The following is a 1,327-nucleotide window of genomic DNA, read 5'->3' on the forward strand; positions in this document are numbered from 1 at the left end:
GGCCATCTTCGACGTAGTTCAGGCCGAACGGCTCCGGCAGTTTGAGCGCGGCGTCGTTACCGGACGCGCTTCGCGCACTCTCCACATATTGTGCAGCCCGATAAATCGCGGCACCCGCATCCAGCCGATGTCCCTTCATCACCTGTTGCTGATAAACCGGCATCGCGAACATCGCGATGATCGCCGCCACGCCGAGCGTAATCATGAGTTCGAGCAGGCTGAATCCCTTGAGTGTATATGCGGTCGTATTCACGGCGAACTCGTCTGAAAAGGTTTTGCGACCACGCGCCGCCAGCGCGCAACCGCGCCGCTTTCGGTGATTTCGACCTGTTGTTGCAACCACGCTTCGATAACCACGCGCCGTCCAAATCCACGCGCAGTAATCAGAAATGCGCCGCCACCATCACGATTACTGGCCGGCCATGCTTCGATCAGACATTGCGGTGGTTTCGCTGCTTGCGGCCAGGTTGTAAAAGGCATCAACGCATTCGCCGATGCCCCTTCGAACGACGCCTTCAGGCGCCATTTGTCCGGCTCGCTTCCGAGTGGGCCAGTGACGTTACTCGGCTGAGGCAACGAATCGAGCGCGATGCGGGCGCAGCGCAGCAACGCACTGTCGGCGCCGTGAAAAGCCTGGACCCGGTCCTGCAGGTTGCCGGTGGCCCGCGCGCCGACCAACGCGGCTTCGAGCCATGCTGCGGCGGTGACGAGCAGCATCGAAGAGATCAGTAAAACGATGGGCAGCGCCACGCCCCGCGAGTGCCGGCGATGACCGGTTCGTATCTTCATAACGCCTCCGGTCCATTGCCATTACGCAGCGCGATGCGTCTGCGAAACGCCTGCCGGACCCGGCCGTCCGCCGAGATCACCGTGGCGCCATCGCAGTCCGTGTAGCGCGGGCGCGCCGTTGCGCTCGGCGCGTCGCCGCGTGCGAGCACGCACAATTCCACCGCGGTGACGAATGGCCATCGGTCTCTTGCAATCGACGCTGCATCGACGGCAACCGGCGCATCCTTCAGCCAGTAGCCAATCCTGAGCCGCTCGATGCCTTCGACCATGGGTTGCCCCGTTCCCGGTTTGCCGCTGCCTTCGCAATAAAGCTCCGGCTCAACGGTCGAGGAACTGGCTTTGGCGTAGTAACGGTTCGTGATCCGTTCACCCGCCGATATCTGGCCAAGGCAATCCGTGGGCGAACCCGATGACGAGGGCCACGTCGAGATCGTATCGGCGCCATAACGAATCAGGATGCCGTCCGAGCGGCTGGTCAACGTCTCGCACGTCGGCGCCGAGTCACTTCCCGCAGGACGGCCTGACGAGCATCCGAACA

Annotated in this window: 2 protein-coding genes and 1 pseudogene (1 of these 3 cut by a window edge); all 3 read right to left on the reverse strand. The window is 62.6% G+C overall.

Translation table 11 applies throughout. The features are described 5' to 3' along the window. The coding region (locus ACFFAR_RS18020) for a type IV pilin protein (protein ID WP_375508212.1) at positions 1-253 on the reverse strand (253 nt) is incomplete at its 3' end. Continuing rightward, complete coding sequence (locus tag ACFFAR_RS18025; RefSeq protein ID WP_375508213.1) at positions 250-789, reverse strand: hypothetical protein; 540 nt, start codon at positions 787-789, stop codon at positions 250-252. The genes ACFFAR_RS18025 and ACFFAR_RS18020, both read right to left, overlap by 4 nt. Continuing rightward, a pseudogene (locus ACFFAR_RS18030) lies at positions 786-1,327 on the reverse strand (PilW family protein); it runs 274 nt beyond the window's last position. The gene ACFFAR_RS18025 and the pseudogene ACFFAR_RS18030 overlap by 4 nt, the downstream one beginning before the upstream one ends.

The organism is uncultured Caballeronia sp., from assembly GCF_964243625.1.
Classification (GTDB): Bacteria; Pseudomonadota; Gammaproteobacteria; order Burkholderiales; family Burkholderiaceae; genus Caballeronia.

What these genes read in the sequence shown, in the direction of transcription:
- ACFFAR_RS18025 (WP_375508213.1), bottom strand. Translation starts at nt 789, where the DNA reads ATGAAGATACGAACCGGTCATCGCCGGCACTCGCGGGGCGTGGCGCTG.